Raw genomic sequence first — 25,872 nt, forward strand, 5'->3', positions numbered from 1 at the left:
CGAGCCGCCGTCGATGACGGAGATCGCCACCGAGGACCGGGACACCGTGTGAGGCGGGCCGGGCAGGGCTGAGGCGGGGGCCCTCCGGCGCAGGGGGCGCTCCCCGCCGGTCGGGGCCCCGCCGCCGTGACGCGGGGGGCCGGTCAGCTCTGAGTGGCCGGGGCCCGCAGAGCGATCCGGTGATCACCCGCGTACACGTTCATGGAGGCCCCCCGCAGGAAGCCGACCAGGGTCAGGCCGGTCTCGGCGGCCAGGTCCACGGCGAGCGAGGACGGGGCGGAGACGGCCGCGAGCACCGGGATGCCGGCCATCACCGCCTTCTGCGCCAGCTCGAAGGAGGCCCGGCCCGAGACCAGCAGGACCGTGCGGGAGAGCGGGAGTGCGCCGTCCTGCAGCGCGCGGCCGACCAGCTTGTCGACCGCGTTGTGCCGGCCCACGTCCTCCCGTATGTCGACGAGCTCGCCGTCCTCGGTGAACAGCGCCGCCGCGTGCAGGCCCCCGGTCCGGTCGAAGACCAGCTGTGCCGCCCGCAGCCGGTCGGGGAGGCTCGCGAGCAGTTCGGGTTCGAGCCGGACCGGGGGAGCGGTGGCGCCCGCCGTGTCGTCGATCGGCCAGCGGGCCGTCGTACGGACCGCGTCCAGACTCGCCTTGCCGCACAGACCGCAGGAGGACGTCGTGTAGACGTTGCGCTCCAGGGTGATGTCGGGGAGGACGAGACCGGGTGCCGTCCTCACGTCCACGATGTTGTACGTGTTCGAGCCGTCCACCGTCGCGCCGGCGCAGTAGACGATGTTCTGGAGCTCCTCGGCCGTGCCCAGCACCCCCTCGCTGACCAGGAAGCCCGCCGCCAGCGCGAAGTCGTCGCCCGGTGTGCGCATCGTGATCGCGAGGGGTTTGCCGTTGAGGCGGATCTCCAGGGGTTCCTCGGCGACCAGCGTGTCCGGGCGGGTGCTCACGGCCCCGTCCCGGATGCGGATCACCTTGCGTCGTTCTGTGACTCGTCCCATGTCCTGATCAGCCCCGGTTCTGTACGTGCTGGTAGCCGAAGCGGCCCTTGCTGCGGAGATCGCCGCGGGTCACCGGATGGTCGTGCGGTGAAGTGACCTTCACGATCTCATTGTCCTGCACGCGCGGAGTGGGCGTGCAGCCCACTCCGCGGTATGCGCCCACGGTGGCCGTCCCGGTCCGCGCCGGCTCGTCCCGCGTACCCGCCGCCCGCATCTCGGACTCCGCCGCCCACGACGGCGCTCCCGTCTGCTCATGCGGCGGTCCGCAGGGCGAGCAGGTCCGAGATCGCGTGCACGGTGCGGAGCGTGGGCACCGGGACCCCGGTGATCTCGGCCAGTTCCACGACGGCCGCGAGCAGCACGTCGAGTTCGAGCGGTTTGCCGCGCTCCAGGTCCTGGAGCGTGGACGTGCGGTGGTCGCCGACGCGCTCGGCGCCGGCGAGGCGCCGCTCGATGGAGACGCCGACCTCGCAGCCGAGGGCCTCCGCGACCGCGAGCGTCTCGGTCATCATGATCTCGATGACCTTGCGGGTGCCGCCGTGCAGGCACATCTGGCGCATCGTCGCGCGGGCCAGCGCGCTGATGGGGTTGAAGGAGATGTTGCCGAGGAGCTTGAGCCAGATGTCGTTGCGCAGGTCCGGCTCCACGGGGCACTTGAGGCCGCCCGCCTGCATGGCCTCGCTGAACGCGCTGCACCGCGCCGAGACCGAGCGGTCGGGCTCGCCGATGGAGAACCGGGTGCCTTCGAGATGGCGGACGACTCCCGGCCCTTCCAGCTCGGTCGCCGCATAGACGACACAGCCGATGGCCCGTTCGGGCGCGAGCACCGCACTGACCGCGCCGTCCGGGTCCACGCTCTCCACACGGTGACCGTCGTGCGGTCCGCCGTGCCGGTGGAAGTACCACCAGGGGATGCCGTTCTGGGCGGCCACCACCGCCGTGGTGTCGTGCAGCAGTGGCTCGATCAGCGGCCCGCACGCCGCGTACGAGTTGGCCTTGAGGCCGAGGAAGACGAAGTCGACCGGTCCGATGTCGGCCGGGTCGTCGGTGGCATGGGCGCGCGCCGTGAAGTCACCGCGCGCGCTGAGGACTCGGACTCCGTGCTGCCTCATGGCCGCCAGATGCGGTCCACGGGCGACGAGATGCACATCGGCGCCTGCGCGGTGCAGCGCGGCGCCGACATAGGCGCCGATCGCACCGGCGCCGAGAACTGCGACTTTCACTGGGAGAGCTCCGTTCGGTCGAGGGTACCGAGGAACTGGCTGAAACTGTCGACTACATATTGTCTACAGGATGGAATTCCGGGCAGCAAGGGTTCGGGCAGTACCCGGGGGAGGCCTTTGCGCGGCCACCGGCGACCGCTCGTCCGGCGTCGTCGACCGTTCGTCGTGTCAGCCGGACCGCTCATCGCATACGGTCGACCGTTCGTGTCGCGTGCCTTCCCAAACGGGGCAACCGCTTCCTATCGTTCCGGATCATGAGCCCCCCTGTCGCACCACCGGGCTGGAGCCGCTGGCTCGTTCCCCCGGCCGCGCTCTCGGTCCACCTCGCCATCGGCCAGGCCTACGCCTGGAGCGTTTTCAAGCCGTCTCTGGAGTCCGCGCTAGGTCTGAGCGGCACCCAGAGCGCGCTGCCCTTCCAACTCGGCATCGTCATGCTGGGGCTGTCCGCCGCGTTCGGCGGCACCCTCGTCGAGCGCAACGGACCGCGCTGGGCGATGACCGTCGCCCTCATCTGTTTCTCGTCCGGATTCCTGATCGCCGCACTCGGCGCCGCCACCGAGCAGTACTGGCTGATCGTCTTCGGCTACGGCTTCGTCGGCGGGATCGGCCTCGGCATCGGCTACATCTCGCCCGTCTCGACCCTGATCAAGTGGTTCCCGGACCGGCCGGGCATGGCCACCGGCATCGCGATCATGGGCTTCGGCGGCGGCGCGCTGATCGCCTCGCCCTGGTCGGCCCAGATGCTGGAGTCCTTCGGCGCCGACTCCTCCGGGATCGCGCTCGCCTTCCTGGTGCACGGACTGACGTACGCGGTGTTCATGTCGCTCGGCGTCCTGCTGGTGCGGGTGCCACGCGGCGAGAAGCCGGCCACCGCCGCCGCCGGCCCGAGCTCCCTCGACGGAGTGCAGGTGTCCGCCCGGAACGCCGTACGCACCCCGCAGTTCTGGTGTCTGTGGGTCGTGCTCTGCATGAACGTGACAGCGGGCATCGGCATCCTGGAGAAGGCCGCCCCGATGATCACGGACTTCTTCGCGGACACGTCCACGCCGGTGTCGGCGTCCGCGGCCGCGGGCTTCGTCGCGCTGCTCTCGGCGGCCAACATGGCGGGCCGTATCGGCTGGTCGTCGACGTCCGACCTGATCGGGCGCAAGAACATCTACCGCGTGTATCTCGGTGTGGGCGCGGTGATGTACGCGCTCATCGCCTGGTTCGGGGACTCGTCCAAGCCGCTGTTCATCCTGTGCGCGCTGGTGATCCTCTCCTTCTACGGCGGCGGCTTCGCGACGATCCCCGCGTACCTGAAGGACCTCTTCGGCACCTTCCAGGTGGGCGCGATCCACGGCCGGCTGCTCACCGCCTGGTCCACGGCGGGCGTCCTCGGACCGCTGATCGTGAACTGGATCGCGGACCGGCAGGAGGAGGCCGGCAAACACGGCTCCTCGCTCTACGGCACCTCGTTCCTGATCATGATCGGCCTGCTCGTCGTCGGGTTCGTCGCCAACGAGCTCGTGCGACCCGTCCATGCCCGTCACCACATTCCCGCCCAGAGGGAGGCCACCGATGTCGAGCGAGAGCAGTCCGAGTCCGCCTAGCCGCCGCGGACTGATCGCGTTCTCCTGGCTGTGGGTGGGAGCGCCCCTCTGCTACGGCCTGTACGAACTCGTCCTGAAGGCGAAGCAACTGTTCACGGGGTGAGGCAGGTCACTCCGCGCCGGGGCACGGGCAGGTGTACGGGAAGTGCTCGGGCGTCCGAGGGCCTGACGGAAGCCGACAAGGCCGGGGCCGCTTTCCTGTGGCATCAGCTGCCGCCGTACCCGTGAGTCACTGTTCAGACTGGTGAATCCCGCTACCCAAGGCAACGATGGGACACCCATGAACGGCTCACGCATCGCCGCCGTCGGCCACTACCAGCCCGCCAAGGTGCTCACCAACGAGGAGCTGGCGGGCCTGGTCGACACCAGCGACGAGTGGATCAGAAGCCGGGTGGGCATCCGTACGCGCCATATCGCCGGGCCCGACGAGCCGGTCGACGAGCTGGCCGCGCACGCCGCGGCCAAGGCGCTCGCGGCGGCGGGCCTGGCCCCGGGCGACATCGATCTGATCCTGGTCGCCACCTCCACGGCCGTCGACCGCTCCCCGAACATGGCCGCGCGGGTCGCGGCCCGCCTCGGTGTCCCGTCGCCGGCCGCGATGGACGTCAACGTCGTCTGCGCGGGGTTCACGCACGCGCTGGCCACCGCCGATCACACGATCCGGGCCGGTGCGGCGACCCGGGCGCTGGTCATCGGCGCCGACAAGATGTCCGACGTCACGGACTGGAGCGACCGTACGACCTGTGTGCTCGTCGGCGACGGCGCGGGGGCCGCCGTGGTCGAGGCGTGCGCGCCGGACGAGGAGCCCGGGATCGGTCCGGTGCTGTGGGGCTCGGTGCCCGAGATGGGGCACGCGGTACGCATCGAGGGCACGCCCGCCCGGTTCGCGCAGGAGGGCCAGAGCGTCTACCGCTGGGCGACGACCCGGCTCCCGCCCATCGCCCGCAAGGCCTGCGAGCGCGCGGGGCTCGCTCCGGAGGACCTCGCCGGGGTCGTGCTGCACCAGGCGAACCTGCGCATCATCGAGCCGCTGGCCGAGAAGATCGGTGCCGTGAACGCGGTGGTCGCGCGCGACGTAACCGACTCCGGCAACACCTCGGCGGCCAGCATCCCGCTCGCCTTCTCCAAGCTCGTGGAGCGCGGTGAGGTCTCGACGGGGGACGCGGTGCTGCTGTTCGGCTTCGGTGGGAACCTGTCCTACGCGGGACAGGTGGTGCGCTGCCCCTAGGGGCCGGTGCGGGGGCCGGCGCCGGGCCGTGCCGGAGCCGGTTTCCGGGCGCTTCGGTTCCGTCGGCGCACCGGGGGGTGACACCGGGTGCGGGGGCCCGGGTGTGAGAACCCCAACTCCTGTCCGTTCCGGCCCTTTGTGCGCCGTAGACTGTAGACGAAAGGCAATCCATACTGGCTGTCCGGATGCCATGCTGCCGCCGCTGTGCTCACCGGTGCCGCCGCTGCCTAGGAGGGGGACCGCGATGTTGTCGACCGGACTGCCGCAGGGGGCGGTGCCGAAGCTCGAACGGCCCGGCCCGCTGCGCGACCGTGTCTACGAGGCGCTGCTCGAACTGATCATCACCGGTTCCCTCCAGCCGGGCCAGCACCTGGTCGAGAGCGAACTCGCCGGGCATCTCGGAGTGTCCCGGCAGCCCGTGCGCGAGGCCCTCCAGCGGCTCAACACCGAAGGCTGGGTCGACCTGCGCCCCGCCCAGGGCGCGTTCGTCCACGAGCCCACCGAGGAGGAGGCGGACCAGCTCCTGACGGTGCGTACGCTCCTGGAGGCCGAGGCGGCCCGGCTCGCCGCGGCGAAGGCGGGCAGCGCGGGCATCACGGCGCTCGAGGAGCTGTGCGCGGAGGGCGAGCGCGCGGTCGCCGCCGACGACGTGGACGGCGCGGTCGCGATGAACGCCCGCTTCCACGCGAAGGTCATGGAGCTCGCCGGCAACGCGGTCCTCGCCGAGCTGGCGGCACAGGTGGACCGGCGCGTCCGCTGGTACTACACACCGGTCGCCCGGCAGCGCGGTCACCAGTCCTGGATCGAGCACCGCGACCTGATCGCGGCGATCGCGACCCGGGACGAGCAGCGGGCCACGTCGGTCTCCCGCGCCCACACGGAGCACACCCGCAAGACGTACCACGAGCGCGAGAAGTAGCCCGGCGTCACGCCCGGTTGGGGCGTGACAACCAAGCCGGCCCTGCGTCGAGTTCCCGGCCCGTCAGCCGTCCCCAACGGGGGCCAGTGGCGGGCCGCTTCCGTGCGCGGCCGCCGCGAACCGCAGCTGAGGGCGCTGCCGTCCCGTCGTACGGGACGGTCGTACGGGACAGCGGGACGCTCGTCTTTGTCCTGTGAGTGGAGAAAGTTGACGGTAATTACTGCTCAACTTCTTCCCACTCCCGGCACCCGCTGCTACGTTCCCCTCGAAAGCCCGACGGATCAGGCCGATTGAGGCGGGGAGGGACACGTGAGACGCATGACGGCTCGACCCGCGAACGCGCATCAGGCGCGACTGCTGCGCCTGCTGCGGGACGGCGGCCCCAACTCCCGTGCCCAGCTGGGCGATCAGGTCGACCTCTCGCGGTCGAAGCTGGCCGTCGAGGTGGAACGGCTGCTGGAGACCGGCCTCGTGGTGGCCGACGGACTCGCCGCATCCCGCGGTGGCCGACGGTCGCACAACATCCGGCTCGCCCCGGCCCTGCGCTTCCTCGGCGTCGACATCGGCGCGACCTCGATCGACGTGGCCGTGACCAACGCCGAACTGGAAGTCCTGGGGCACCTCAACCAGCCCATGGACGTACGCGAGGGCCCGGTCGCGGTCTTCGAGCAAGTCCTGGCCATGGCAGCCAAGTTGAGGGCCTCCGGGCTCGCGGAGGGGTTCGACGGCGCCGGCATCGGCGTCCCGGGGCCGGTCCGCTTTCCCGAGGGCATCCCCGTCGCACCGCCGATCATGCCCGGCTGGGACGGCTTCCCGGTCCGCGAGGCGCTCAGCCAGGACCTCGGCTGCCCGGTCATGGTCGACAACGACGTGAACCTGATGGCGATGGGGGAGCAGCACGCGGGCGTCGCACGCTCCGTGGGCGACTTCCTCTGCGTCAAGATCGGTACCGGCATCGGCTGCGGCATCGTCGTCGGCGGTGAGGTCTACCGCGGTACGACGGGCAGCGCGGGCGACATCGGGCACATCCAGGCCGTCCCCGACGGCCGGCCGTGCGCCTGCGGCAACCGGGGCTGCCTGGAAGCCCACTTCAGCGGCGCGGCACTGGCGCGCGACGCCACGGAGGCCGCCCAGCAGGGGCTTTCGGGGGAGCTCGCCGCACGCCTGGAGGCGGCGGGCAGCCTGAGCGCCGTCGACGTCGCCGCCGCGGCCGCCGCGGGTGACGCCACCGCGCTCGATCTGATCCGCGAGGGCGGCAACCGCACCGGCCAGGTCATCGCGGCTCTGGTCAGCTTCTTCAACCCGGGTCTCGTGGTGATCGGCGGCGGAGTGACCGGTCTCGGCCACACCCTGCTCGCCGCGATCCGCACCCAGGTCTACCGCCAGTCGCTGCCGCTGGCGACCGGCAACCTGCCCATCGTGCTGGGGGAGTTGGGCCCCACCGCCGGAGTCATCGGCGCGGCCCGGCTCATCAGCGACCACCTGTTCTCGCCCGCGTAGGACTGAGCCCGTACGGCGTCCTCAGGACGTCGAGTCGCCCCACCCGTACAGCGCCCTGCTTCGCCCTGCCCTGCAACCGGCCCGCACGCCTGCCAAGGGGAACCGCCATGGCATCAGAACCACCGCTGCTCACCATGTCCGGCATCACGAAGTCGTTCCCCGGAGTCCGGGCCCTCGACGGCGTCGACCTCGACGTCCAGGCCGGCGAGGTGCACTGCCTGCTCGGACAGAACGGGGCCGGAAAGTCCACGCTCATCAAAGTCCTGGCCGGTGCCCACCAGCCGGACGACGGCACGATCGGCTGGCGTGGCGAGAACGTCACGCTCAGGTCGCCGATCGCCGCCATGCGCCTCGGAATCGCCACCATCTACCAGGAACTCGACCTGGTGGAAGGCTTGTCGGTGGCCGAGAACGTCCACCTCGGGCACGAGCCCACGGCCGCCGGCTTCGTCGTACGGGGAAAGGTGGCGCGGGAGTCGACGGCCGCACTGCTCAAGCGGCTCGGGCATCCGGAGATCGATCCGGCGCGGCTCGTCGGTGAACTGTCGGCGGCCCAGCAGCAGATCGTCTCGATGGCCCGCGCGCTCTCGCACGACGTCCGGCTCATCGTCATGGACGAGCCGTCCGCGGCTCTCGACCCCGACGAGGTCGACAACCTCTTCCGGATCGTGGGCGATGTGACCGCCGACGGCGTCGCCGTCGTCTACATCTCCCACCGCCTGGAGGAGATCCGCCGTATCGGCGACCGCGTGACCGTGCTGAAGGACGGCCGTGCGGTGGCGGGCGGACTGCCCGCGAAGTCCACGCCGACCCGGGACGTCGTGGCCCTGATGACGGGACGCAACGTCGAGTACGTCTTCCCCGACCGGCCCACGCGTGAGCCGTCGGCCGAACCGGTGCTGAAGGTCCAAGGACTGTCCAGGACAGGGGAGTTCGCGCCGCTCGACCTCGAACTGCGCCCCGGCGAAATCGTCGGTCTCGCGGGGCTCGTCGGCTCCGGACGCTCCGAGATCCTGGAGACGATCTACGGGGCGCGGAAGGCGACCTCCGGTCAAGTACTCGTGGACAGACGGCCGTTGCGGTCCGGCAGCGTACGTGCCGCCGTCCGTGCCGGGCTCGGACTCGCCCCCGAGGAACGCAAGGCCCAGGCCCTGCTGATGCTGGAGTCCGTCACTCGCAATGTGTCGGTCTCCTCCATGTCCCGCTTCTCGCGCGGAGGTTGGATCGACCGGCGTGCCGAGCGGTGCGCGGCGCGGGCGGCGACCCGCGAGCTGTCCCTGCGCCCCGACAACCCCTCCGCACCCGTGCGGACCCTCTCCGGCGGCAACCAGCAGAAGGCCGTCCTCGCGCGCTGGCTGCTGCGCGGCTGCCGCGTCCTGCTGCTCGACGAACCGACCCGCGGGGTCGACGTCGGCGCCCGCGCCGAGCTGTACGCGGTCATCCGCCGGCTCGCCGACGAGGGCCTCGCCGTCCTGCTGGTCTCCAGCGAAGTGCCCGAGGTCCTCGGGCTCGCCGACCGGGTCCTCGTCCTCCGCGAAGGCCAGGTCGTCCACACCGCCCCGGCCCGCGAACTCGACGAGCACCGCGTACTCGACCTCGTCATGGAAGGAAGCCCGGTGGCCACTGAAGGGAGCCCGGCGTCATGACACAGCCCGTATCTCCGCCCAGGGACGACACCCACAAGGCGTCGCCGGTCAGGGAACACCCGTCGTGGCGGACGCTCGCGGCCCGTGCCGACGTCCGCACCCTCTCGCTCCTCGGTGTGCTCGCCGCGCTGGTCGTCATCGGCGGCATCACCAAGCCGGACGAGTTCCTCGACACCCGCAACCTCCAACTCGTCCTCACCCAGGCCTCGGTGATCGGTGTCGTCACCGTCGGCATGACCTTCGTGATCACCTCCGGCGGCATCGACCTCTCGGTCGGCGCGATCGTCGCGCTCAGTTCGGTCTGGGCGACGACCGTCGCGACCCAGGAGTACGGCTTCGCGGGCGTCCTCTTCACCGCTGTGCTCGTCGGTGTCGGCTGCGGGCTGGTGAACGGACTGCTCATCGCCTACGGGGCGATGGTCCCGTTCATCGCGACCCTCGCCATGCTCGCCTCGGCCCGCGGGCTGGCCCTCCAGATCACGGACGGCAAGACGCAGATCGTCAGCATCAACGGGATTCTGAAGCTCGGCGAGCGCGACTCGTACGTGCTCGGCATTCCGCCCCTGGTGCTCGTCTTCGCCGTCGTCACGGTCATCGGCTGGCTGATCCTGAACCGCACCACCTTCGGCCGGCGCACGGTCGCCGTCGGCGGCAACGCGGAGGCGGCACGGCTCGCCGGCATCGACGTACGACGACAGCGGCTGTACCTCTATCTGCTCTCCGGGCTGTGCTGCGGCATCGCCGCGTTCCTGCTGATCATCCTGTCCGGCTCGGGCCAGAACACCAACGGCAACCTGTACGAACTCGACGCCATCGCGGCCGCGATCATCGGCGGCACGCTGCTCAGCGGGGGCCGGGGCACCATCACCGGCTCGGTGCTCGGTGTCCTGATCTTCACCACGATCACCAACATCTTCGCGCTCAACAACCTGCAGAGCGACGTCCAGCAGATCGCCAAGGGCGCGATCATCGTGGCCGCCGTGCTCGTGCAGCGCCGTACCGCGCAGACCACTTGAGCCGCCCCATACGGGAAGGGTGCACCGCCATGCCAGAACCCACGAGCCTCACCAGCCGCAGAGGACTGCTCTTCGGGACCGCCGCCGTCTCGGCCGGCGCCCTCCTCGCCGGCTGTACCAGCAACGACTCCGGCGACGACAACGCGACCGCGAACGAGCAGCCGGCCGCCGACGACAAGCCCGGCAAGCACGTCACCATCGGCTTCGCGGGGCCGCAGGCCGACCACGGCTGGCTCAACGCGATCAACGACAACGCCAAGAACCGGGCCAAGAAGTACGACGACGTGACGCTGGAGATCACCGAGGGATCCAACGACACGGCCGCGCAGATCGGCCAGATCGAGACACTGATCAACAAGAAGGTCGACGTCCTGGTGGTGCTGCCCGCCGACGGCAAGGCGCTCACCCAGGTCGGCCTGAAGGCCATGCGCGCGGGCATCCCCGTCGTCAACCTCGACCGGATCTTCAACTCCCCGCAGGCGTACCGCTGCTGGATCGGCGGCGACAACTACGGCATGGGCCTCAGCGCGGGCCACTACATCGGCGAGAAACTCAAGGACAAGAAGAACGCACGGGTCATCGAACTCGCGGGGCTGGACAACCTGGAGCTCACCAAGCAGCGCACCCAGGGCTTCGACGCGGCGCTGAAGAACTATCCCAACATCAAGAAGGTCGCCCGCCAGGCAGCCGACTTCACCGTCGAGTCCGGGCAGGCCAAGATGGCCCAACTCCTGCAGGCGCAGTCGAAGTTCGACGCCCTGTGGAACCACGACGACGACCAGGGCGTGGGCGCGCTGCGGGCCATCAAGCAGGCCGGGCGCGACGACTTCCTGATGGTCGGCGGCGCTGGGGCGCTGTCCGCCTTCCAGGCCATCGACGCCGACAACAGCGTCCTCAAGGCCACCGTCCTCTACCCGCCGACCATGGCCGCCTCCGCCATCGACCTCGCCCGCGCGCTCGGCCAGGGCAAGGGGGTGAGCGGTATCGCCGAGTTCGAGATCCCGGCGTCGCTGACGCTCTACTCGGCCGTCGTCGACAAGGAGAACGTCGGCCGGTACATGTCCACCGGCTTCAAGTGAGGCGCTCACCCCCCAGGGCCTGCCCGCCACCGCACCGGCGGACAGGCCCCACCCCCCACCGCGCCACGACGACGAGGAGGACATCCGCATGGGACAGCCGCACCGGGGCGACGAGGCAGAGAAGCCGCCATTGGGCGTGGGCATGGTCGGATACGCGTTCATGGGCGCCGCCCACTCGCAGGGCTGGCGCACGGCCGGCCGCGTTTTCGACCTGCCGCAGCGCCCGGTTCTCGCCGCCGTCTGCGGCCGCGACGCACAGGCGGTGCGCGCCATGGCCGACCGGCACGGCTGGGCGGCCACGGAGACCGACTGGCGTGCCCTGATCGAGCGCGACGACGTCGACCTCGTCGACATCTGCACCCCCGGCGACAGCCACGCCGAGATCGCCGTCGCCGCGCTGGCCGCCGGCAAGCACGTGCTGTGCGAGAAGCCGCTCGCCAACACGGTCGAGGAGGCCGAGGCCATGACCGAGGCGGCCGAAGCCGCCGCCCGGCGCGGCCAGGTGGCCATGGTCGGCTTCAACTACCGCCGTGTGCCCGCCACTTCACTGGCCCGCTCGATGGTCGCCGAGGGGCGCCTGGGGACCCTGCGCCATGTCCGGGTGACGTACCTTCAGGACTGGCTGGTGGACCCGGAGTTCCCGCTGACCTGGCGACTGCGCAAGGAGACGGCGGGGTCGGGCGCGCTCGGGGACCTGGGAGCGCACATCGTGGACCTCGCGCAGTACCTGGCGGGGGAGCCCGTCGTCGGCGTCTCGGCGCTCACCGAGACCTTCGTCCGCGTGCGGCCACTGCCCGCCGGTGCGTCCAGCGGTCTGTCGGCGGCGGGAGCGGCAGGCGACACCGCGCCGGCCGGCGCGGCGGGCGACACCGAGGGCGGCGCACCGGCGGCAGGCGGACGCGGCACGGTCACCGTCGACGACGCCGCCGTCTTCACCGGCCGGCTCGCCTCCGGCGCGCTCGCCTCCTTCGAGGCCTCCCGGTTCGCGACCGGCCGCAAGAACGCCCTGCGCATCGAACTCAACGGCGAGCGCGGCTCGTTGGCCTTCGACCTGGAGCGCCTCAACGAGCTCTCGTACCACGACCACACCGAGCCCGGCACCTACGCGGGTTTCCGCCGCATCCTCGTCACCGAGCCCGACCACCCCTACCTGGAGGCCTGGTGGCCGCCGGGCCACGCTCTCGGCTACGAGCACACCTTCGTGCACCAGGCCCGCGACCTGGTGCGGGCCATCGCGGCGGGTCAGCCGCCCACGCCGTCCTTCGCCGACGGCCTGCAGGTGCAGCGCGTGCTGGCCGCGGTCGAGGAGAGCGCCGCGAAGAACTCCGTCTACACGCCCGTCCAGGCCTAGAGGAGGACCGACGACATGCCCCGCACCTTCACACTCTTCACCGGCCAGTGGGCCGACCTGCCCCTCGAAGAGGTCTGCCGGCTCGCCCGCGACTTCGGCTACGACGGACTCGAACTCGCCTGCTGGGGCGACCATTTCGAGGTCGACAAGGCCCTCGCGGACCCCGCCTACATCGACTCGCGCCACCAGCTGCTCGACAAGTACGGCCTCAAGTGCTGGGCCATCTCCAACCACCTGGTCGGCCAGGCCGTCTGCGACGCCATCATCGACGAGCGCCACCAGGCCATCCTGCCCGCCCGGATCTGGGGCGACGGCGAGCCCGAGGGCGTACGGCAGCGGGCCGCCGCCGAAATGGCCGACACCGCGCGCGCGGCGGCCGCCCTCGGTGTCGACACCGTCATCGGGTTCACCGGCTCGGCGATCTGGCATCTGGTCGCCATGTTCCCGCCCGCCCCCGAGTCGATGATCGAGCGCGGCTACGAGGACTTCGCGACCCGCTGGAACCCGGTCCTGGACGTCTTCGACGCACAGGGCGTGCGGTTCGCCCACGAGGTCCACCCCAGCGAGATCGCGTACGACTACTGGACAACTCAGCGCGCGCTGGCGGCAGTCGACCACCGTCCCGCCTTCGGCCTGAACTTCGATCCCTCCCATTTCGTGTGGCAGGACCTGGACCCGGTCGGCTTCCTCTACGACTTCCGGGACCGGATCTACCACGTCGACTGCAAAGAGGCCCGCAAACGGCTCGACGGCCGCAACGGCCGCCTCGGCTCGCACCTGCCCTGGGGCGACCCGCGCCGCGGCTGGGACTTCGTCTCGGCGGGCCACGGGGACGTCCCCTGGGAGGACGTCTTCCGGATGCTGCGCTCCATCGACTACACGGGCCCTGTCTCCGTGGAGTGGGAGGACGCCGGCATGGACCGGCTCCAGGGCGCACCCGAGGCCCTGACCCGCCTCAAGGCCTACGACTTCGAGCCACCGACCGCCTCGTTCGACGCGGCGTTCGGCGGCAACGACTGAGCAGCCCGGGCCCGGCCACAACGCCGGGCCCGCGCAGAGGACCTCCGGAGTGACGGCGCACTCCGGCCTACCGCACCCGCCCGTACGACCAGCCCCTTCATGGAGGCATTTCGTGCACCCGAACGGCAGGAACACCAGCACCAGGAGCCACGCAAGACGTCCGAGACTCCGCGGGGCACTCGCCCTGCTGAGCGGCGCGCTGCTCGCGGCCGCCTCCCTCACCCTCACCGCGCCCCCGGCCGGCGCAGCCGTCGCCGACCCGGGAAGTTCGGCGGCCGAGGACTTCCAGCAGGTCACCCTCGCCAAGGGGGAACCCGAGGTCGGCGAGCCCATGTCGCTCGCCGTGCTCCCCGACCGCTCGGTCCTGCACACCTCGCGTGATGGCGAACTGCGCCTGACCGACGCCGCGGGCAACACGAAGCTCGCGGGCAAGCTCGACGTGTACACCCACGACGAGGAAGGTCTGCAGGGCGTCGGCATCGACCCCGGCTTCGCCGCCAACCGCTTCGTCTACCTCTACTACGCCCCGCCCCTGAGCACCCCCGCGGGCGACGCCCCCGAGACCGGCACCGCCGCCGACTTCGCGCCCTTCGACGGTGTGAACCGTCTCTCCCGCTTCGTGCTGAAGACGGACGGCACCCTCGACACGGCCAGCGAGAAGAAGATCCTCGACGTCCGGACGTCCCGGGGCATCTGCTGTCACGTCGGCGGCGACATCGACTTCGACGCGGCCGGGAACCTCTATCTGTCGACCGGCGACGACTCCAACCCGTTCCAGTCCGACGGCTTCACTCCCATCGACGAGCGCTCCGACCGCAACCCCGCGTTCGACGCCCAGCGTTCGGCCGGCAACACCAACGACCTGCGCGGCAAGATCCTGCGCATCAAGGTCAACGCGGACGGCTCGTACGCCGTCCCGGACGGCAACCTCTTCCCGCCGGGCACCGACAAGACGCGCCCCGAGATCTACGCGATGGGCTTCCGCAACCCGTTCCGCTTCAGCGTCGACCAGAAGACCGGCATCCTGTACGTCGGTGACTACGGCCCGGACGCCGGCGCCGCCGACCCCGCCCGCGGCCCGGCGGGCCAGGTCGAGTTCGCCCGCGTCACGAAGCCCGGCAACTTCGGCTGGCCGTACTGCACGGGCGACAATGACGCCTACGTCGACTACGACTTCGCGACCAAGCAGTCAGGGTCCGCGTTCGACTGCGCCGCTCCCAAGAACAACTCGCCGCACAACACCGGCCTCACGGACCTGCCGCCGGCGCAGGCCGCCTGGATCCCGTACAACGGCCCGTCCGTCCCGGAGTTCGGGGACGGCTCCGAGTCACCGATGGGCGGTCCTGTCTACCACTACGACGCCTCGCTCGACTCCCCGGTCAAGTTCCCGCAGGCCTACGACGGGAACTTCTTCGCCGGCGAGTTCGGCCGCCGCTGGATCAAGCGGATCGTGTCGGACGGCGACGGGACGGTGCAGTCCATCAACGACGTGCCGTGGACCGGCACACAGGTGATGGACATGGCGTTCGGGCCCGACGGCGCGCTGTACGTCCTCGACTACGGCACCGCCTGGTTCGGCGGCGACGAGCACTCCGGCCTGTACCGGATCGAGAACGCCACCGACGGTCACTCGCCGGTCGCCCAGGCCGCGGCCGACCGCACCTCGGGCCAGGCACCGCTGAAGGTGAAGTTCTCGTCCGCCGGCACGACGGACGCGGACGGTGACGCCCTCACGTACAGCTGGGACTTCGGCGACGGCGGCACGTCGACCGCGGCGAACCCCACGCACAAGTACAAGAAGAACGGGACGTACACCGCGACGCTGACGGCCAAGGACGCGACCGGACGGACCGGGAGCGCGAGCGTGCAGGTCGTGGTCGGCAACACGGCACCCCAGGTGGTGCTCCAACTGCCCAAGGACGGGCAGCTGTTCAGCTTCGGCGACGCCGTGCCCTTCAAGGTGAAGGTCACCGACCCGGAGGACGGCAGCGCGATCGACTGCGCCAAGGTGAAGGTCACCTTCGTCCTCGGCCACGACAGCCACGGCCACCCGGTCACCTCGGCCAACGGCTGCTCCGGCACCATCCAGACCAGTGCCGACGGCGGTCATGACGACGACGCCAACATCTTCGGGGTCTTCGACGCCGAGTACACCGACGGCGGTGGCGGCGGCCAGGCCCCGCTGACCACCCACGACCAGAACGTCGTCCAGCCCAGGCACCGCCAGGCCGAGCACTACGGCAAGGCCTCCGGCGTCACCGTCCAGTCCAAGGCCACCGCACACGGCGGCAAGACGGTCGGCGACATCAACAACGGCGACTGGATCTCCTTCACGCCGTACGTGCTCGCCGACGCCAAGAAGATCACCGCGCGCATCGCGTCCGGTGGCACCGGCGGCACCCTCCAGGTCCGCGCGGGCTCCCCGACCGGGCGGCTGCTGGGCACCGCGACCGTGCCGGTGACCGGCGGCTGGGAGACCTTCCAGGACGTCAGCGCGAACATCTCGCGCGCACCGGCCGGCACCACCACGCTCTACCTGGTCTTCAAGGGCAGTGGCACCGGCGCACTGTACGACGTCGACGACTTCACCTTCACCACGAGCTGACGGGAGTGTGACCGACATGCGCGCCTCCCTGCGAGTGATGACGTCGGCCGCCGCGACCGCCCTGCTGATCGGGTGCGTTTCGGGACCGGCCGCCTCCAAGGGGCCGGACGAGACACGGGTCCTGGTCTTCTCCAGGACAGCCGGCTTCCGCCACGACTCGATCCCCGAAGGGATCGCCGCTGTACGGGAGTTGGGCTCCGCCAACGGGTTCGCGGTGGACGCCACCGAGGACGCCGGCGCCTTCACCGCGAAGAACCTCGCGCGGTACGGGGCCGTGGTGTTCCTCTCGACCACGGGTGACGTCCTGGACGCCACCCAACAGACCGCCTTCGAGCGGTACATCAAGCGCGGTGGTGGCTACGTGGGCGTCCACGCGGCCGCCGACACCGAGTACGACTGGGCGTTCTACGGCGGTCTCGCCGGCGCCTACTTCCAGTCGCACCCGGCGATCCAGCCCGCGACGGTCGACGTCGAGGACCGCGGCAACCCGGCGACCGGGCACCTGGATCCGACCTGGCACCGGACGGACGAGTGGTACAACTACCGCTCCAACCCCCGGGACCACGCCCACGTCCTGGCCTCGCTCGACGAGTCGTCGTACAGCGGCGGCACGATGAGCGGGGACCATCCGATCGCCTGGTGCCAGACCTACCAGGGTGGCCGCGCCTTCTACACCGGCGGCGGTCACACCAAGGAGTCGTACAGCGAAGCCGCCTTCCGGCAGCACCTGTTGGGCGGCATCCGGTACGCCGTCGGCGACGCACAGGCCGACTGCCGTCCGGAGAACGGCTACCGACCGCTCTTCGACGGCACGGCCGAGTCCCTGTCGGCCTGGCGGCAGGCGGGTCCCGGCTCCTTCTCCCGGTCGGACGACGGCACGCTCACGTCGAACGGCGGCCTCGGCATGCTCTGGTACGCCGGCTCCGGCTTCGGCGCCTACTCGCTGAAGCTGGACTGGAAGGTGGACGGGGACGACAACTCCGGTGTCTTCGTGGGCTTTCCGGCCTCCGACGACCCCTGGTCGGCCGTGAACAACGGCTACGAGGTCCAGATCGACGCCACGGACGTGCCCGAGAGGACCACGGGATCCGTCTACAGCTTCCAGTCCGCCGACATCGGCAGGCGCGACCGTGCGCTGAACCCGCCGGGGGAGTGGAACACGTACGAGATCCGCGTGGAGGGCGAACGGCTCCGCGTCTGGCTCAACGGCGTGCGGATCAACGATTTCACCAACACCGATCCGGCCCGGAGTCTGCGGGACGGCCATGTCGGCATCCAGAACCACGGAGCCGACGACCAGGTGTCCTTCCGTGACATCCGGATCAAGGAACTGCCCGTGCGCTCCGGCGCGCCGGGCGACTGAGCGGCGGCGGGCGGGAGACGCCGGACTTCCGCCCGCCGTCTTTGTCCCCCACTTTCCCGTGGCTGTCGTACGAGGACCGTACGACGACGCCCGCCGGGGTCCGCCGGAAGCCGCCGGGGTCTGCCGGAGTCCGCTGGATTTCGACGGGAGTCCGACGGGAGTCCGACGGAACCGATGGAGCCCGACGGACTCCGGCGCGTGGGATGACGTTCGACGAAGTTCGAAAAAGGAGGCTGCCCATGTCCGCGTCCCCTTCCGAATCCCGGGTGGGGGTGTGGCTGATCGGAGCACGCGGCTCCGTCGCCACCACCGCCATCGCCGGCTGCGCGGCCATGACCGCCGGCCTGCATCCCCCGACGGGCATGGTCACCGAGACCGACCTCTTCGCCGACAGCGGTCTGCCGGCCCTGTCGTCCTTCGTGTTCGGCGGCCACGACACGCTCGACTGCCCGCTCCCCAAGCGGGCGGAGGCGCTGGCCGCCGGGGGAGTGCTGCCACCCGGGCTGCCGGCGGCGATCGGCGCCGAACTGGCCGACGCCGACCGCGAGATCAGCCCCGGCGGTCCCGCCGCCGGGGACACCCGGGCCCCGGAGGAACTCATCGAGACGTTCGCCTCGGACATTCGCGATTTCGTACGGCGGCGGGGGCTCGCCCGGGCGGTCGTGGTGAACGTGGCGTCCACCGAACCGGACCCCGTGCGCCGGAACCCACAGGGGGACTCGTCCTCCGAACTTCCGCTCCCCGCAAGCTCGTTGTACGCGGCGGCAGCCCTGCGCGCCGGCTGCCCGTACGTGAACTTCACCCCGTCGACCGGTCTGCACCACCCCGTGCTGGCACCCCTGGCCGAGACCTGCGGCCTGCCCCACGCGGGCCGGGACGGCAAGACCGGACAGACGCTGCTCCGGTCGGTCCTCGGGCCGATGTTCGCGCAGCGCGCGCTGCGGGTGCGCGCCTGGTCCGGCACGAACCTCCTCGGCGGCGGTGACGGCGCCTCCCTCGCCGACCCGGCCGCCGCCGCGGCGAAGAACGCCGGCAAGGAGCGCGTCCTCGCGGACACGCTGGGCGTGGTGCCGGAGGGCGAGGTCCACATCGACGACGTCCCCGCGCTCGGCGACTGGAAGACCGCCTGGGACCACGTCGCCTTCGACGGCTTCCTCGGCACCCGCATGGTCCTCCAGACGACCTGGCAGGGCTGCGACTCGGCCCTGGCCGCACCCCTGATCCTCGACCTGGCCCGGCTGGTCGCGCGCGCCCACGAGGCCGGCCTGACCGGGCCGCTGAGCGAACTCGGCTTCTACTTCAAGGACCCCGTGGGGGAGGGGCCCGCGGCCCTCGGTGAGCAGTACGCGGCCCTGGCCACCTTCGCGGAACGGCTCCGCGACCTCCGGGGGGAGGCGGCGTGAGGGGGCTGTGGGGAGGCGAGGGGCGCGGGTCGCTCGGGACGCGTGGCGTTCTCGGCGCATTCGGCGTTCTCGGGGCCGGTGTGGCTGTCATTTCGGTGGGAGCGGTGTGGGCGTCGCGGGCGGGGGCGTCGGGGGGACCGGGCACGCGGGCGCTGACGGAGACGTCAGCTGCAAACTCGGCGTCAGCCTCAAGGTCGGTGCCGGCGTCAGCCTCAGGTTCTGCGCCGGCGGCGACTCCGGCGTCAGCTGCTAGCCCGGTGCCGGTGCCGACGGTGGCGTCGGCCTCAGGTTCGGGGGGGACGGTGACTCCGACGTCGGCCTCGGGTTCGGCAGCGACGGTGACGTCGGCCTCAGGCTCGGCGCCGACTTCAGCCTCAAGGTCGGCGCCGACGGTGGCCTCGACGCCGGCCTCAAGCCCGGCGCCGACGGTGACCTCAGCCTCGACACCGACACCGACACCGACGGGGATGGCGCAGGCGAAGACGGCGGAGGCCCCCGGCATGGCGGCGGCCCAAGCCGCCGGTGGGGGTGGCCGTAGGCGAGGCACGGGGCGGGCCTGGGCCGAACTGCTCCGTCTGCCCGCCCTGTTCACCGTCCCCGGCGACGCACTCGCGGGCGCGGCCGCAGCCGGCGCCCGGCCGAACCCCCGCACCCTGCTCGCCATCGGTTCCTCCCTCTGCCTGTACGAGGCCGGCATGGCCCTCAACGACTGGGCCGACCAGGCCGAGGACGCCGTGGACCGCCCGCACCGCCCGCTGCCCTCGGGCCGTATCCGGCCGACCGCCGCCCTCGCCGCGGCCGGCGCCCTCACGGCGGCGGGCCTCGCGCTGGCCGCCCGTGCGGGCGGCCGGTCCCTGGCGGTGGCCGTGCCGCTCGCGGCCACGGTCTGGGCGTACGACCTCGGGCTCAAACGGACCCCCGCCGGACCGGCGGCGATGGCTGCCGCCCGCGGCCTCGACCTCCTGCTCGGCGCGACGGCCACCGGCGGCCGGCCCCGGTCCGCCCTGCCCGCGGCCCTGACCCTGGCCACCCACACCTTCGCGGTGACCACCGTCTCCCGCGGCGAGACACAGGGCGGCTCGCACACGGCACCGCTGGCCGCGCTGCTCACCACAGGGGCGGTGGTCTGGGGACTCACCCGCGGTCGACCGGCCGCGGGCACAGACCGACGTCCGCAGTCCGCGCACCGGGGGACTTGGGACGCCGACGCGGGGCTCGGACGGTCGCGTTCGGCCTCCGGCCTGGGCTCGGGTATCTCCGCGCACCGCGGGAGTTGGGACGCCGACGCGGGGATCCGACGGTCGCGCTCGGCCTCCGGCCTGGACTCGGGTATCTCCGCGCACCGCGGGACTCCCGACGCCGGCAGCCCGTCGTCGCGCCCGGCCTCCGGCCAGGGCTCGCGCATCCCCACCCACCGCGGGATTCCAGCCGTACGACGTCCGTCGTCGTCCCCAGGCTCAAGCCCAGGCAGCCCGCCCACCCCCACGGACGCCATACACACGGCCCTCACCGTCGCCTACGCCGTGACCTCCGCCCGGCCCCTCTTTCATGCCGCCCTCAACCCCTCGCCTCCGCTCACGCAGCGCGCCGTCGGCGGGGGCATTCGCGCCATGATTCCGCTCCAGGCCGCGCTCGCCGCACGCGCAGGTGCCCCGGCCGTCGCCGTTCTCACGGCCCTACTCGCCCCGGCGGCACGGAAGTTCGCGAGGAAGGTGAGCGTCACATGAGGGAGACGCCCCGCCTCGCGCCGAACCCCGGCTCCCACCCCCTCCGCTTCGGCTACGGCACCAACGGCCTCACCGACCTCCGTCTCGACGACGCCCTCTCGCTCCTCGCCGACCTCGGCTACGACGGCGTCGGCCTGACCCTCGACCACATGCACCTCGACCCGCTGGGCCCTGATCTCGCCGCCCGCACCCGTAAGGTGGCGCGACGGCTCGACGCCCTCGGCCTGGGGGTCACCGTGGAGACCGGGGCCCGCTATGTCCTCGACCCACGCCGCAAACACGGCCCCTCACTGCTCGACCCGGACCCCGAGGACCGCGCCCGGCGGGTCGATCTGCTCGTCCGTGCCGTGCGAGTGGCCGCCGACCTCGGCGCGCACGCCGTGCACTGCTTCAGCGGAATCACCCCCGCCGGCACGGAGGAGGACACCGCCTGGAAACGCCTCGCCGAGGCACTCGACCCCGTCCTGAGCGCCGCCACCGAGGCCGGCGTACCGCTCGCCGTCGAACCCGAACCAGGACATCTGCTCGCCACCCTCGCCGACTTCCACCGGCTCCGCGAGACGCTCGGCGACCCCGACGCACTCGGTCTCACCCTCGACATCGGGCACTGCCAGTGCCTCGAACCCCTCTCACCCGCCGACTGCGTACGCGCCGCCGCCCCCTGGCTGCGCCACGTCCAGATCGAGGACATGCGCCGCGGCGTCCACGAACACCTCCCGTTCGGGGACGGGGAGATCGACTTCCCGCCCGTACTCGAAGCTCTGGCGGCCACCGGCTACCAGGCGCTGACCGTCGTCGAACTACCCCGCCACTCCCACGCGGGCCCCCACTTCGCCGGACGGTCCCTCCCGTTCCTCCACCGCGCGGCCCGGGCGATCCCCAAGGGCCTCGAAGGGACAGCCCCGTGAACCACCACCCACACCCCACCCGCGACAGCCGGGCGCACCACACCCCCCAGCCGGCCGTCGCCGTCCTGCACTCGCGTCTGAACAGCTGTCTGGGCCCGGCCGCCCGCGCCTGGCTCGACCAGGCCCTCGACGAGGCCGCCACGCACCCCGGCATCCACGGACCCATCTCCGTATGGGAGTTGCGGATCGCCGAGGCCGGCCGCCGGTGCGGACCCGAGTACGCCGACGCCGCCCGCGTCCTGCTGCTGCACGCCGCCCGCGCCGACCCGGACGCCCTCGCCCGCGTCTACCGGCAGGGCACCGCCGCCGAACGCCGGGCCGTCCTGCAGGCCCTGCCCCACCTCGTCACCGGCCCCGACGCCCTCCCCCTAGTCGAGGACGCCCTGCGCACCAACGACACCCGGCTCGTCGCCGCCGCCGTCGGCCCGTACGCCGCCCGGCACCTGGACGCCCACAACTGGCGGCACGCCGTCCTGAAGTGCCTGTTCACCGGCGTCCCCGTCGACGAGGTGAGCGACCTGCCGCGGCGTGCCCACGCCGATGCCGAACTCGCCCGGATGCTCGGCGACTACGCCGACGAACGCACCGCCGCGGGCCGCTCCGTACCCGAGGACCTGCACCGCGTTCTGGCCCTGACCGACCCCACGGCCGCCGGTTCCGCCGCGGCCGGCCGCACCCCCACGAATGGCGCTCCCGGTCCGGCGGCCCCGTCCGGCACCCGCGCCTCGTCCGGCAAGGAGTCCTGATGCGCATCTTCGACCCCCACATCCACATGACGTCACGGACCACCGACGACTACCAGGCCATGTACACCGCAGGCGTCCGCGCCGTTGTCGAACCCGCCTTCTGGCTCGGCCAGCCCCGCACCTCGCCCGCCTCCTTCCTCGACTACTTCGACTCCCTCCTCGGCTGGGAGCCCTTTCGTGCCGCCCAGTACGGCATCGCCCACCACTGCACGCTCGCCCTCAACCCCAAGGAGGCGAACGACCCCCGCTGCGTCCCCGTCCTCGACGAACTGCCCCGCTATCTCGTCAAGGACCAGGTCGTCGCCGTCGGCGAGATCGGCTACGACTCGATGACCCCCGCCGAGGACACCGCTCTCGCGGCCCAGCTCCAGCTCGCCGCCGACCACGGGCTGCCCGCCCTCGTGCACACCCCGCACCGCGACAAGCTCGCCGGGCTGCGCCGCACCCTGGACCTCGTCCGCGAATCGGCGCTGGCCCCGGACCGCGTGCTCGTCGACCACCTCAACGAGACCACCGTCAAGGAGGCCAAGGACAGCGGCTGCTGGCTCGGCTTCTCCGTCTATCCCGACACCAAGATGGACGAGGAACGCATGGTCACCGTGCTCAAGGAGTTCGGCCCCGAGAAGGTGCTCGTCAACTCGGCCGCCGACTGGGGCAGAAGCGATCCCCTCAAGACCCGCAAGGTCGGGGACGCGCTGCTGGCCGCCGGATTCACCGACGACGAGGTCGACCTGGTGCTGTGGCGCAACCCGGTCGCCTTCTACGCGCTCAGCGGGCGCCTCGACCTCGACCTCGCCGACACGGCCGCCACCCACGAGGGCAACTCCATCCTCCGCGGCGGGGAGTGAGCGATGCGCTTCCGCCACCCCGACGGTTCCGTCGTCCACCTCGCCTACTGCACCAACGTCCACCCGGCCGAAACCCTCGACGGTGTCCTCGGCCAGCTCCGCGACCACTGCGAACCCGTCCGCCGGCGCCTGGGCCGCGACCGCCTCGGCATCGGACTGTGGCTCGCCAAGGACGCCGCCCGCGCCCTGGTCACAGATCCGTCGGCGCTGCGCGGACTGCGCACCGAACTCGACCGCCGCGGCCTCGAAGTGGTCACCCTCAACGGCTTCCCGTACGAGGGCTTCGGCGCCGAAGTGGTCAAGTACCGCGTCTACAAGCCGGACTGGGCCGACCCCGAGCGCCTCCAGCACACCACCGCGCTGGCCCGGGTCCTCGCCCGACTGCTCCCGGACGACGTCACCGAAGGCAGCATCTCCACGCTGCCGCTCGCCTGGCGCACCATGTACGACGAAGGGCGGGCAGCCGCGGCCCGCGCGGCGCTCACCACGCTCGCCGGACGCCTCGACGCCCTGGAGGAGCTGACCGGCCGCTCCATCCGGATCGGCCTGGAACCCGAACCGGGCTGCGTCGTCGAGACGACGCGGGACGCCATCGCCCCGCTCACCGCCGTTGCCCACGACCGCATCGGCATCTGCGTCGACACCTGCCACCTCGCCACCTCCTTCGAGGACCCGGACACCGCCCTGGACGCGCTCGCCCGAGCCGGGGTCCCGGTCGTCAAATCCCAGCTCTCCGCCGCCCTGCACGCCGAACACCCCCATCTCCCGGAAGTCCGCACCGCTCTCGCCGCCTTCGACGAACCCCGCTTCCTGCACCAGACCCGCACCAGCACCGCCGGTGGACTGCGCGGCACCGACGACCTCGGCGAGGCCCTCGCAGGCGACGCCCTGCCGGACGGCGCCCCCTGGCGCGCCCACTTCCACGTCCCGCTGCACGCGGCCCCCGCCGCACCCCTCACCTCCACGCTCCCCGTGCTCCGGGCCGCGCTGACCCGACTCGTGGGCGGCCCGCACCCGCTCACCCGTCACCTGGAGGTCGAGACCTACACCTGGCAGGCCCTGCCGCCCGAGCTGCGCCCCCGCGCCCGCGCCCAGCTCGCCGACGGCATCGCCGCCGAACTCACCCTCGCCCGCGACCTCCTGACGGACCTCGGCCTGAAGGAACTCCCATGAGCACCGCACCGGAACGCCCCGGCCGGCCCACCCCGCTCCTCGTCCTGGACGTCGTAGGCCTCACCCCCCGTCTCCTCGACCACATGCCGCACCTCAAGGCCCTCGGCCAGTCCGGCTCCCGCGCCCCGCTCGGTACCGTCCTGCCCGCCGTCACCTGCGCCGCCCAGTCCACCTTCCTCACCGGCAGCCACCCCGCCGAGCACGGCATCGTCGGCAACGGCTGGTACTTCCGCGAGCTCGGCGACGTACTCCTGTGGCGCCAGCACAACGGCCTGGTCTCCGGCGACAGGCTGTGGGACGCCGCCCGGCGCGCGCACCCCGGCTACACGGTCGCCAACATCTGCTGGTGGTACGCCATGGGTGCCGACACCGACTTCACGGTCACCCCCCGTCCCGTCTACTACGCCGACGGCCGCAAGGAGCCCGACTGCTACACCCGGCCCCCGGCCCTGCACGACGAACTCACCGAGAAATTCGGCACGTTCCCCCTCTTCCACTTCTGGGGGCCCGGCGCGGACCTCGTCTCCAGCCGGTGGATCATCGACGCGACCCGTCACATCATGGGCACCCGCCGACCGGACCTGACCCTCTGCTACCTCCCTCACCTCGACTACGACCTGCAACGCTTCGGACCCGACGACCCGCGCTCCCTCAAGGCGGCGGCCGACCTCGACACGGCCCTGGCACCCCTCCTCGACGACGCCAAGGCGCAGGGCCGCACCGTCGTCGCGCTCTCCGAGTACGGCATCACGCGGGTGAACAGGCCCGTCGACATCAACCGCGCGCTGCGCCGTGCCGGGCTGCTCGAAGTGCACACGCAGGACGGCATGGAGTACCTCGACCCGATGGCCTCGCGTGCCTTCGCCGTCGCCGACCACCAGATCGCCCATGTCTACGTGCGCCGTCCCGAGGACCTGGAGGTCACGAAGGAGGCGCTCGCCGATCTGCCCGGTATCGAGCAACTCCTCGACGACGAGGGCAAGAAGGCCCACCACCTCGACCATCCGCGCTCGGGCGAACTCGTAGCCGTCGCGGAGCCGGACGCCTGGTTCACGTACTACTACTGGCTCGACGACGCCCACGCGCCGGACTTCGCGCAGCTCGTCGAGATCCACCGCAAACCCGGCTACGACCCGGTCGAGCTCTTCATGGACCCGCACGACCCCTACGTCAAGGTCAAGGCCGTGGGCGCGGTGGCCCGCAAGAAGCTCGGCATGCGCTACCGCATGGCGGTCGTGCCGCTGGACCCCTCACCTATTCGCGGCAGCCACGGCCGCCTTCCCCCGAGCGACGACGAAGGTCCGCTCATCATCTGCTCCACCCCCCACGCAGTCGGGGGCCGCGTCGCGGCCACCGAAGTGAAATCCCTGCTGCTCGCCCTGGCCGGCCTCGCGTGACGAGCGACTACGGCCTCGCGTGACGAGCAACTACGGAAAGTGAAACACGCGCCACTGACAACGCGTCCGGCCCACGGACGCCAACGCGGGCGCGTCCGGCACCCGCCCGACCGCACACCGA

General features: G+C 71.7%; 21 protein-coding genes and 1 pseudogene. 19 read left to right on the plus strand and 3 right to left on the minus strand.

Annotation, left to right across the window (positions count from 1 at the left end; genetic code table 11):
- Window positions 1-143: 143 nt before the first annotated feature.
- From fdhD to ACFWM2_RS01190, 3 genes and pseudogenes are all read right to left on the minus strand, one after another.
- Entirely contained in the window at window positions 144-1,007 is an 864-nt protein-coding gene (gene fdhD / locus ACFWM2_RS01180) for a formate dehydrogenase accessory sulfurtransferase FdhD (RefSeq protein ID WP_383271679.1), read from the minus strand.
- 7 nt (window positions 1,008-1,014) lie between these two features.
- Window positions 1,015-1,314 (minus strand): annotated as a pseudogene (locus ACFWM2_RS01185) (Fe-S-binding domain-containing protein); the annotation flags it as partial.
- The gene (locus ACFWM2_RS01190) at window positions 1,259-2,230 is read right to left on the minus strand and encodes a 2-dehydropantoate 2-reductase (RefSeq protein WP_383271681.1); all 972 of its coding nucleotides are present in this window, start codon (window positions 2,228-2,230) and stop codon (window positions 1,259-1,261) included. The pseudogene ACFWM2_RS01185 and the gene ACFWM2_RS01190, both read right to left, overlap by 56 nt.
- A gap of 254 nt (window positions 2,231-2,484) precedes the next feature.
- Between ACFWM2_RS01190 and ACFWM2_RS01195 the strand changes: the two genes are divergently transcribed.
- From ACFWM2_RS01195 to ACFWM2_RS01285, 19 genes are all read left to right on the plus strand, one after another.
- Entirely contained in the window at window positions 2,485-3,822 is a 1,338-nt protein-coding gene (locus ACFWM2_RS01195; RefSeq protein ID WP_383271683.1) for an OFA family MFS transporter, read from the plus strand.
- Window positions 3,791-3,925: a hypothetical protein gene (locus tag ACFWM2_RS01200; RefSeq protein ID WP_383271686.1), complete on the plus strand. Its 135-nt coding sequence runs from the start codon at window positions 3,791-3,793 to the stop codon at window positions 3,923-3,925. The genes ACFWM2_RS01195 and ACFWM2_RS01200 overlap by 32 nt, the downstream gene beginning before the upstream one ends.
- Window positions 3,926-4,102: 177 nt before the next feature.
- Complete coding sequence (locus tag ACFWM2_RS01205) at window positions 4,103-5,050, plus strand: beta-ketoacyl-ACP synthase III (protein WP_383271688.1); 948 nt, start codon at window positions 4,103-4,105, stop codon at window positions 5,048-5,050.
- Window positions 5,051-5,294: 244 nt separating this feature from the next.
- Window positions 5,295-5,969 carry a GntR family transcriptional regulator gene (locus ACFWM2_RS01210; protein WP_383271690.1) on the plus strand — a complete coding sequence of 225 codons (675 nt, stop codon included), beginning with the start codon at window positions 5,295-5,297 and terminating at the stop codon, window positions 5,967-5,969.
- Window positions 5,970-6,287: 318 nt separating this feature from the next.
- On the plus strand, window positions 6,288-7,469 hold the full coding sequence (locus tag ACFWM2_RS01215; protein WP_383271692.1) for an ROK family protein: 1,182 nt from the start codon (window positions 6,288-6,290) through the stop codon (window positions 7,467-7,469).
- A 107-nt stretch (window positions 7,470-7,576) separates the two neighbouring features.
- Entirely contained in the window at window positions 7,577-9,115 is a 1,539-nt protein-coding gene (locus tag ACFWM2_RS01220) for a sugar ABC transporter ATP-binding protein (protein WP_383271694.1), read from the plus strand.
- Window positions 9,112-10,131: an ABC transporter permease gene (locus ACFWM2_RS01225; RefSeq protein ID WP_383271696.1), complete on the plus strand. Its 1,020-nt coding sequence runs from the start codon at window positions 9,112-9,114 to the stop codon at window positions 10,129-10,131. Before ACFWM2_RS01220 ends, ACFWM2_RS01225 begins: the two co-directional genes overlap by 4 nt.
- A 29-nt stretch (window positions 10,132-10,160) precedes the next feature.
- On the plus strand, window positions 10,161-11,210 hold the full coding sequence (locus ACFWM2_RS01230; protein WP_383271699.1) for a substrate-binding domain-containing protein: 1,050 nt from the start codon (window positions 10,161-10,163) through the stop codon (window positions 11,208-11,210).
- A gap of 88 nt (window positions 11,211-11,298) precedes the next feature.
- Window positions 11,299-12,561, plus strand: a complete 1,263-nt coding sequence (locus ACFWM2_RS01235) for a Gfo/Idh/MocA family protein (RefSeq protein WP_383271701.1) — start codon at window positions 11,299-11,301, stop codon at window positions 12,559-12,561.
- Between the two features lie 15 nt (window positions 12,562-12,576).
- The gene (locus ACFWM2_RS01240; protein WP_383271703.1) at window positions 12,577-13,581 is read left to right on the plus strand and encodes a sugar phosphate isomerase/epimerase family protein; all 1,005 of its coding nucleotides are present in this window, start codon (window positions 12,577-12,579) and stop codon (window positions 13,579-13,581) included.
- A gap of 112 nt (window positions 13,582-13,693) precedes the next feature.
- Window positions 13,694-16,186: a PQQ-dependent sugar dehydrogenase gene (locus ACFWM2_RS01245; protein WP_383271705.1), complete on the plus strand. Its 2,493-nt coding sequence runs from the start codon at window positions 13,694-13,696 to the stop codon at window positions 16,184-16,186.
- 16 nt (window positions 16,187-16,202) lie between these two features.
- Complete coding sequence (locus ACFWM2_RS01250) at window positions 16,203-17,549, plus strand: ThuA domain-containing protein (protein WP_383271707.1); 1,347 nt, start codon at window positions 16,203-16,205, stop codon at window positions 17,547-17,549.
- 239 nt (window positions 17,550-17,788) lie between these two features.
- Window positions 17,789-18,952, plus strand: coding sequence for an inositol-3-phosphate synthase (locus tag ACFWM2_RS01255; protein ID WP_383271709.1), 1,164 nt, complete (start codon window positions 17,789-17,791; stop codon window positions 18,950-18,952).
- A 467-nt stretch (window positions 18,953-19,419) separates the two neighbouring features.
- Window positions 19,420-20,679 (plus strand): SCO3242 family prenyltransferase, encoded by a 1,260-nt coding sequence (locus ACFWM2_RS01260; protein WP_383271711.1) that lies wholly within the window; start codon window positions 19,420-19,422, stop codon window positions 20,677-20,679.
- Entirely contained in the window at window positions 20,676-21,587 is a 912-nt protein-coding gene (locus ACFWM2_RS01265) for a sugar phosphate isomerase/epimerase family protein (protein ID WP_383271713.1), read from the plus strand. Before ACFWM2_RS01260 ends, ACFWM2_RS01265 begins: the two co-directional genes overlap by 4 nt.
- Window positions 21,584-22,333 carry an EboA domain-containing protein gene (locus ACFWM2_RS01270; RefSeq protein ID WP_383271715.1) on the plus strand — a complete coding sequence of 250 codons (750 nt, stop codon included), beginning with the start codon at window positions 21,584-21,586 and terminating at the stop codon, window positions 22,331-22,333. Before ACFWM2_RS01265 ends, ACFWM2_RS01270 begins: the two co-directional genes overlap by 4 nt.
- On the plus strand, window positions 22,333-23,181 hold the full coding sequence (locus tag ACFWM2_RS01275; RefSeq protein WP_383271717.1) for a TatD family hydrolase: 849 nt from the start codon (window positions 22,333-22,335) through the stop codon (window positions 23,179-23,181). Before ACFWM2_RS01270 ends, ACFWM2_RS01275 begins: the two co-directional genes overlap by 1 nt.
- Before the next feature lie 3 nt (window positions 23,182-23,184).
- The gene (gene eboE / locus ACFWM2_RS01280) at window positions 23,185-24,354 is read left to right on the plus strand and encodes a metabolite traffic protein EboE (RefSeq protein WP_383271719.1); all 1,170 of its coding nucleotides are present in this window, start codon (window positions 23,185-23,187) and stop codon (window positions 24,352-24,354) included.
- Entirely contained in the window at window positions 24,351-25,751 is a 1,401-nt protein-coding gene (locus ACFWM2_RS01285; protein WP_383271721.1) for an alkaline phosphatase family protein, read from the plus strand. The genes eboE and ACFWM2_RS01285 overlap by 4 nt, the downstream gene beginning before the upstream one ends.
- Window positions 25,752-25,872 lie beyond the last annotated feature (121 nt).

Source organism: Streptomyces sp. NPDC058371, from assembly GCF_042723265.1.
Taxonomy (GTDB): domain Bacteria; phylum Actinomycetota; class Actinomycetes; order Streptomycetales; family Streptomycetaceae; genus Streptomyces.